This window comes from Halorubrum sp. Boch-26, assembly GCF_029889805.1.
In the GTDB taxonomy this organism is placed as follows: Archaea; Halobacteriota; Halobacteria; order Halobacteriales; family Haloferacaceae; genus Halorubrum.
Genome location: NZ_JARANT010000111.1, coordinates 1 through 7,810 on the forward strand (window position 1 = coordinate 1; position 7,810 = coordinate 7,810).

Here is a 7,810-nt window from a genome sequence, read left to right on the forward strand (position 1 = left end):
CGCCCCGGGGGGTGCGCCGTCGGCGTCGGTGGCAGCGTCGCCGTCGCCGCCCGCGAACGCCCGAAGGTCGCGCACCGCGTCGCCGACGCGCTCGGGGGCCTCGTCGACCGCGTCGGCGACGCGGATCTCGAAGGCGTTGCCGGCGAGGTCGCCGAAGGAAAGCCGCCGGCCCGCCCGCCCGAGTGGTTCGATCTCGGCGCCGCGGATCGCCGGGAGCTCGTCGGGGTCGACCTCGCGGAGCGTGAACAGCTGGGTGGTGACGGCGCGTTTGTCCTTCGTCCCGGCCCACGAGACGCGCTCGCGGCTGATACCGAGCGCGTCGGAGACCCGGCGCGCGAAGTCGTTCGTGTCCCAGTCGCGCAGCGTGACGCGGACGATCAGCTCGGGGTAGCTCCCGCGGTCGACCCCGAGCGGCTCCGGCTCGAACGCCTCCAGCTCGCGGACCCGAAAGTCGTCGGGTGACTCCCGGAGTCGGCCCCCGATCCCGTCTGCGTCGCTCACGTAGTACGCCATGCCGACCGCGCGCTCGGTCGGGTGCGCCTCGCGAAGGGTGTGCTCGGAGGCCATTCAGTACAGCGAGAGGTCGCCGGTCACGCGGTCGACGGTGTCGTCGCGGGCGGGCCCCACGGCGATCGCGGTGACGGTGCCCGGCTCCAGTTGGGTGTGGCCCGCGTCCCGGACGACGGCGTACGGGATCCCCTCCGTCTCCGCCTTGTCGGCCAGCGCGAACAGCTGGCTCTCGGAGTCGCCCTTCAGTACGACCTTCTTCTGTCCCTCGCCCTGCCACTTCTTGCGGGCGCGTCTCCCCGCGTCCTGGTACGCCGACAGCGACGCGTGCGCGACCTGCGCGGCGAGCTTCCCCTCGCCCATGCCGATGTCCGTCCGGGCGACGATGGCCTGTTTCATATCCCGTTCCACCGCCGCCGCGGGTTTAGCGCTTGTCTCTCGACCGCCGCGCCGGCGGCTCGCGGGCGTCGGAGAGTGGGAAAAGGCCTGCAAAGCGGGAACGCGACCGCGTCGTCAGTCGTCGGCCGGGGCCGCGCCGCCGCGGGAGGCCGGGCCGAGCCCGGACGCCATGTCGGCGACCGCGCGCTCGTTGTCGGCGACCCACCGCAGCAGGAGGAACGCGAAGAGGTACTTCGCGATGATGTCCATCCCGCTGTAGGCCCACGAGGTGACGGCGACGTCGAGCACCGCCAGTCCCTCGGCGCCGAGCGCCCAGAAGATCGGATAACCGAGCCAGAGGACCACGGTGAGCACCTTCAGGGTGTTGAATATCTCGGCGGTGCCGGCGACCTCGGCGTCCTCGGCCCACTCGGCGAGCAGGATGTAGAGGACGACGACGAAGAACGCGCAGCTGATGACGTACCAGACCCAGCGAAGCATGTAGGAGGACGTGGTCAGCGCTGCCGCGAGGCCGGTGACGCACATCCCGATGTCAGCCACGACGGCCGTGAACAGCTTACTCATGTTCGTTCCGGCGAGCAGGCCGAGCGAGATGAGGATCATCGGCGTCGACAGCGCCCACGTGAGGTACCGTCCCCACGGCGTGAGTACTTCCTGGCCGGCCAGCGCGTGGCCGGCCGGCATCTCGAGGAAGCTTACCGTGAGCCCGGAGACGAGCCCGGTGTAACTCGATATCGACACCAGCGGCACCATCAGCGTGGCGACGAAGATCAGCTGTGCCCGCGGATCCTCGACGTTCCGGCCCATGTACACGAACAGGAGGATCGCTAGGCCCGCGAGGGCGATGTTTATCCAGAGCGACGCGCTCAGGAGCTGATCGGCCTGAATCGCTTGGAACACGTCGGTCTGGGTCATTTCGAGTGGGACCATGCCGCTTGCGAGTAAGTCGGCCGCTGCTGTTTCGGTCATACGACGGGCGTATCTACGCCTCGGGGGAGTTAAATGCACTAACCTGACAAGTAAGGGTTCTCGGTGGATTCCGACAGTGCGGCGGATAGTTCGAGATCGTTCGGTTCCCCCGAGAGTCTGAACGGTCGGTTCTCACTGCTCCGCGCTCACCGTCCGATCAGGGGTAAACGGTCGAGCGGCCCACCGGCGACGTCCGCCGCGACCGCGTCGGCGCAGTGCTCGCCGCTCAGCAGGCACATCGGAACCCCGATGCCGGGGTTGCTGCTCCCGCCGACGTAGTAGAGCCGGTCGACGCCCCGGACCCGCGGCCCGGGGCGGAGCGGTCCCGTCTGCGTCACCGTGTGTGCGAGCCCGAGCGCGCTCCCGCCCGGTCGGTCGAACCGGTCCGCGAACTCGGAAACGCACGCCGACTCCTCGACGACGATCCGATCGCGGAGGTCGGTCCCGGTGTACGACGCGACGGCGTCGAGGACGCGCTCTCGGAACGCGGCCCGACGGTCCGGACCGTCGTCGAGTCCGGGCGCGAGCGGCACGAGCGTCACGACCGCCTCGTGGCCGTCGGGCGCGACCGACGGGTCGGTGCGCGAGGGGACGTTCACGTACACGGTGGGGTCCTCGGGCCACGCGGGCGACTCGAAGATCGCGTCGAAATGCGGCTTCCAGTCGGTCGGCAGCGCGAGCGTGTGGTGCGCCAGCGAGTCGAGCGACCCCTCGACGCCGAGGTACAGCAGGTACGCGCTCGGGCCGTACGTCCGACGGTCCCAGTAGTCGCCGAGTCGCGGCACCGCGCCGTCGGGGAGCAGCTCGCGCTCGACGTGCTCGGGCGGAGCGTTGCAGACGACCCGGTCGTGGACGTAGCGGTCGCCGCCGAGTTCGACGGCGACTTCGTCCGGTCCCGGCTCGATGCCCGTGACGTCGACGCCGGTGTGCACGTCCGCCCCCTGCGCGGTCGCGACCGACTCGATCGCCTCGATCACCTCGTACATCCCGCCGAGCGGGTAGTACACTCCGAGCCCGAAGTCGACGTGGCTCATCAGCTGATACAGCGCCGGGGTGTTGTACGGCGAGCCGCCGAGGAAGACGAGCGTGTACTGGAGCAGCTGGCGGAGCTTCGGGTGCTCGACGTACGATCTCACGTGCTCGTCGAGCGTGTAGAGTAGGTCGAGCTGTCGCCCGCCCGCGAGCGCGTCGGTCGACAGGTAGTCGCGGAGCCGCGAGCGCCCCGGGAGCACGAACCGGTCCATCCCGACCTCGTAGGCCGTCTCGGCGTCGTCGAGGTACCGGCGGAACGCGTCGCCCGCGCCGGCCTCGTACGACTCGAACAGCTCCGCCGCCGCGTCCCGGTCCGCGGGGACGTCGACCCGGTCCCCGTCGTCCCAGAACACGCGGTAGTGCGGGTCGAGCCGCTCCAGCTCGTAGAAGTCGTCCGGTTCGCGGCCGAAGCGCTCGAAGAAGCGCTCGAACACCTCCGGCAGGAGGTACCACGAGGGACCGGTGTCGAACCGGAACCCGTCGCGTTCGAGCCGGCCCGCAACTCCGCCCACGCGCACCTGTCGCTCGTACAGCGTCACCTCGGCCCCCGCGTCTGCGAGGTGCGCGGCCGCCGAGAGCCCGCCGACGCCGCCGCCAACGATCCCGATCGAGACCCCGTCGAGCCCGCTCGCTGTCATCGTCGATCCAAGGGGGCCCGGCCGGGAGAGTCGTGTCCGTCCCACGACGGGACTTTATAAATCGAGGGCGGCGGAGCGCTCCCGGACGTACTCGTTCGGGGCCGTTCTTTTACCGATCCGTCGGCACAGTTCGAGTATGTCGCGGGGATCCCGTCGCTCGTCGTCGACCGCCGACGACCGCGCCGATCCGACCGACCCCGCCGCCGGCGGCCCTCCCGACGACGAGCGCGACGGGGAGGTCGGTGAGGCGCCCGCCGAGCGGTCACGGGGCGTCCGCGCGCGACTCGCCGTCCGCGATCCGCCGCACGCGCCGGTCGCGGAGGCGCTCCCCGACGGGTCGGTCGCCACCGACGTGGAGCGCGTCCGTCTCGACGACGCCGTCGTCTCGGAGTTCCGCACCGATCGAGAAATCGGCGCGGATCCCGTCTTCGCGGCCGACGACGAGTACGTCTACCGGATCCGGAGCCCGCCGACGGCGCCGTACCCCTGCCGGTCGGTCGAGTCGCTCGGCCACCCGGTCTCCGACGTCGCGGTTCGGACGAACCCCGACCGGATACTGCTCACGCTCTCGTTGCCCTCCGTGGACCCGGTCGACGAGATCGTCGAGACCGTCGAGACCACGGGCGCGTCCGTCACGCTCGAACGGCTCACCCGCTCCGGCGGGTCGGGCGGCTGCGACCCCGTCGTCGTCGATCGGGGGCGGCTCACCGACCGACAGCGCGAGGTCGTCCGAACCGCCCAGCGGCTCGGCTACTTCGAGTACCCGCGCGAGGCCGACGCGGAGGCGGTCGCGGCGGCCGTCGGCATCGCCCGCTCGACGTTCGCCGAGCACCTCGCGGCCGCGCAGCGGCAGGTGTTCGACGAGCTCGTGGACCCGTGACGCGAGGTCGGGGTTCGCCGCGGCCGACCGCTCCCGCGACACCCGTAGCCGTTCCCGCGCGGTGAGGTGAACCGCGATATTGAAACGACCGAAGCCCCGAGGTGGAGTATGCAACGCAGACGGTTCCTCCGACGGGTCGGGGCGGTCGGCGTCGGGACCGGAGCGACCGCCTCCCTCGCCGGCTGCGCCGGCGTCGGCGGCGACCCCGGCTACGATATTGGCATGGTCGCGTCCGGATACCGGCCCGCGGAGCTGACCGTGTCCGTCGGCGACACCGTCGTCTGGGAGAACACGAGCGCGCGAGCCCACACGGTCACCGCCTACGAGGGGGCGATCCCCGACGCGGCCGAGTACTTCGCCTCCGGCGGCTACGACGACGAAGAGACGGCACGCGAGGCGTGGGTCGCCGAGTTCGGCGGCGGACTGGAGAACGGCGACCGCTTCTCGCACACCTTCGAGGTCGCCGGGCGCTACGACTACGTCTGTATCCCGCACGAGACCGGCGGGATGTACGCGACCGTCTTCGTGGAGGAGTGACGTGCGCCGGCCCGTCACCGATCGACGGTCCGTGGTCGGACCGTCGGCCCCGCGCTCGACGAAACCCATTACCGCCCGCGACGCCAAGTCGCGGTAAGACAGTATGGACATCTCGACGCTGCTGGGGACCGACGTCTTGCTGTTCCTCGCCATCGGGCTGCTCGGCGGCGCCCACTGCATCGGCATGTGCGGCCCGCTGGTCACGGTGTACGCCGGCCGGATGCGAGACGGGGGCAGTCGGACCGACGGCGGCGGAGCGGCGAGCGACGGAGCCGGTGGCGCCGCGTCCGCGACCCCCGACCGGCGCGGAAGCCACCTCACGACCTACGAGGTCCGCCAGCACGCGCTGTTCAATCTCGGGCGCGCGACGAGCTACACGGTCATCGGCGCGGCGCTCGGCGCGCTCGGCGGTGTCGTCCTCGTCACGACGGCGACGCTGACGGGCGCCGCAGAGTTCGTCCGCGGCGTCGTCGGCCTCGGCGTCGGCGCGGCCGTGATCCTCGTCGGCGTCCGGTACGCGCTCGGCGGCGCGACCGGCGGGATCCACCTCCCGGGGCTCGAACGGGTCACCGGCTGGCTCACCGGCCACGTCGACCGGCTCGCGAACGGCCCCGGCATCGTCGGGCTCGGCGCGGTCCACGGCCTCCTCCCCTGTCCGATCCTCTACCCGGCGTACCTCTACGCGTTCGCCAGCGGCTCGGCGGTCAGCGGCGGGGTCGCGCTCGCGGCGCTCGGGATCGGCACGATGCCCGCGGTGTTCCTCTACGGGACCGTGATCGAGGGGGTCGACGCCGTCCACCGACGCCGGATTCACCGGCTGCTCGGGGTCGTCTTCGTCGCGCTCGGCTACGTCCTGTTCGCGCACGGGCTGATGTCGGTCGGGATCCACGTCCCGCACCCGCGGCTCCCGTTCTGGAACCCGCTCGACGCCGGGATGATGGGGGGAATGTGACGATGACGGAGGCGATCGGGCGATGAGCGCCTCGGACTGCACGCTCTGCGAGCTGCCGACCGACGGCGTCGACGTGGTCGACGACGAGGGCAACGAGTTCTGCTGTCCCGGCTGCAGGGACGTGTACGCGGCCCTCGGCGACGTCGACGTCGACGCGGACGCCGTCCGGGAGCGGCGCCGTACGGGCGGGGCAGACGGCGGGGGCGAGGCGGACGTGGGCGCCGGGAGCGACGACGAGCTCCCCGCCGACCACGAGGCGACGTTCCTCGAGGTCGACGGGATGCACTGCGCGACCTGCGAGGCGTTCATCGAGACGGTCGCGACCCGGACCGAGGGCGTCAGCGCCGCGAGCGCCAGCTACGTCACGGACACGGTCCGGATCGACCACGACCCGGACGGCGTCTCCGTCGACGACCTCTCGGAGGCGGTGAGCGGGCTCGGCTACAGCGCGTACCCCCGCGACGACGCCTTCGCGCGCCGACAGGCGGACAACATGGCGACGGCGCGGCTCGCGGCCGGCGTGCTCGTCGGGATGGCCGTGATGCTCCAGTACATCGTCATCATCTACCCGACGTACTTCGCGTTCCCCTTCTATAACGAGCGCACGCTGGAGTATCTCAACCAAGCGATGTCGTCGTCGTCGGGGACGTACTTCTTCATCGTGATCGCGGTCCTGACGACCGTCGTCCTCTTTTTCACCGGGAAGCCGATACTACGGGGGGCGTACGTCAGCGCGAAGACGCGCTCGCCGAACATGGACCTCCTCGTCGCCATCGCGGCGGTGAGCGCCTACGTCTACAGCACGCTCGCGGTGATCTTCGTCGAGTCGCCGTCGGTCTACTACGACGTGACGGTCGCGATCATCGTGATCGTCACCGTCGGCAACAGCTACGAGGACTCGATAAAGAAGCGCGCGACCGAGCTCCTCTCGGATCTCACCGCGGTGCAGGTCGACAGCGCCCGTCGGCTGGTCGGCGGCGACGCCGAGTCGGGTACCGAGGCCGACGCCGGCGAGACGGAGCAGGTCGCCATCGACGCCCTCTCGCCGGGCGACCGACTGCTCGTGCGGGCCGGCGAGCGCGTCCCGGTGGACGGCGAGGTCGCCGCCGGCGACGCCGCGGTCGACGAGTCGGTCGTCACCGGCGAGTCGATGCCGGTCCGGAAGACCCCCGGCGACGAGGTGGTCGGGGGGTCGGTGGTCGCCGACGGCTCGCTCACGGTCGCGGTCGGGCCGGACGCGACCTCCAGCCTCGACCGCGTCGCGGAGCTCGTCTGGGACCTCCAGAGCGGGAACCACGGCGTCCAGAAGCTCGCCGACCGGCTCGCGACCGTGTTCGTTCCGGTCGTCCTCGCGGTCGCGGTCGCCACCGCCGCCGCGAACCTCGCGCTCGGGAACGGCGTGACGGAGGCGATGCTCGTCGGGCTCACGGTGCTCATCGTCTCGTGCCCCTGCGCGCTCGGGCTCGCGACCCCGCTCGCGGTCGCCGCGGGGATCCGCGACGCGCTCGAACGGTCGATCGTGATTTTCGACGACACCGTCTTCGAACGCGTCCGCGACGCGGAGACCGTCGTCTTCGACAAGACGGGGACGCTCACCACCGGCGAGATGGAGCTGATCGCCGCCGACGTCGACGACGACCTGCTCCGGCTCGCAGCCGCGTTAGAGGAGCGCTCGGCGCACCCGGTCGGACGAGCGATCGCCGCGGCGCGGGCGAGCGCGAGCGAGTCCCCGGGAGCGACCGACGGGTCGTCCGCCCCCTCCGCGGTCGCCGACGGCGGAACGGCCGAGTCGCCCGAGCCGGCCGCCGGGTCCGAGCCGGCCGCCGGAAGCGGCGGAGGAACCGGCACCGGCGTGGCGTGCGTTGACGACACACTCGAGAAACGCGCCCGCGCCCA

The 7,810-nt window shown here is 71.4% G+C and carries 8 protein-coding genes; 4 read left to right on the forward strand and 4 right to left on the reverse strand.

The genetic code is table 11. The annotated features are described in order from the left end of the window. The 4 genes from truD to crtI all read right to left on the reverse strand — a co-directional run. Nucleotides 1–567 (reverse strand): tRNA pseudouridine(13) synthase TruD (truD, locus tag OQF71_RS12910; protein WP_280588162.1); only part of this gene is annotated, 567 nt, incomplete at its 3' end. Then, complete coding sequence (gene pth2 / locus OQF71_RS12915; protein WP_280588164.1) at nucleotides 568–906, reverse strand: peptidyl-tRNA hydrolase Pth2; 339 nt, start codon at nucleotides 904–906, stop codon at nucleotides 568–570. It abuts the gene before it with no gap. 114 nt (nucleotides 907–1,020) lie between these two features. Then, complete coding sequence (locus OQF71_RS12920) at nucleotides 1,021–1,821, reverse strand: bacteriorhodopsin (protein WP_280588171.1); 801 nt, start codon at nucleotides 1,819–1,821, stop codon at nucleotides 1,021–1,023. A gap of 200 nt (nucleotides 1,822–2,021) precedes the next feature. Beyond that, nucleotides 2,022–3,545, reverse strand: coding sequence for a phytoene desaturase family protein (gene crtI / locus OQF71_RS12925; protein WP_280588165.1), 1,524 nt, complete (start codon nucleotides 3,543–3,545; stop codon nucleotides 2,022–2,024). Nucleotides 3,546–3,681: 136 nt separating this feature from the next. Between crtI and OQF71_RS12930 the strand changes: the two genes are divergently transcribed. The 4 genes from OQF71_RS12930 to OQF71_RS12945 form a co-directional block, all read left to right on the forward strand. Continuing rightward, nucleotides 3,682–4,425 (forward strand): helix-turn-helix domain-containing protein, encoded by a 744-nt coding sequence (locus OQF71_RS12930; protein ID WP_280588166.1) that lies wholly within the window; start codon nucleotides 3,682–3,684, stop codon nucleotides 4,423–4,425. Nucleotides 4,426–4,533: 108 nt separating this feature from the next. Beyond that, on the forward strand, nucleotides 4,534–4,962 hold the full coding sequence (locus OQF71_RS12935) for a plastocyanin/azurin family copper-binding protein (RefSeq protein WP_280588167.1): 429 nt from the start codon (nucleotides 4,534–4,536) through the stop codon (nucleotides 4,960–4,962). A 103-nt stretch (nucleotides 4,963–5,065) separates the two neighbouring features. Beyond that, entirely contained in the window at nucleotides 5,066–5,914 is an 849-nt protein-coding gene (locus tag OQF71_RS12940; RefSeq protein ID WP_280588168.1) for a sulfite exporter TauE/SafE family protein, read from the forward strand. A 22-nt stretch (nucleotides 5,915–5,936) separates the two neighbouring features. Then, a partial coding sequence (locus OQF71_RS12945) for an HAD-IC family P-type ATPase (RefSeq protein ID WP_280588169.1) occupies nucleotides 5,937–7,810 on the forward strand: 1,874 nt, incomplete at its 3' end.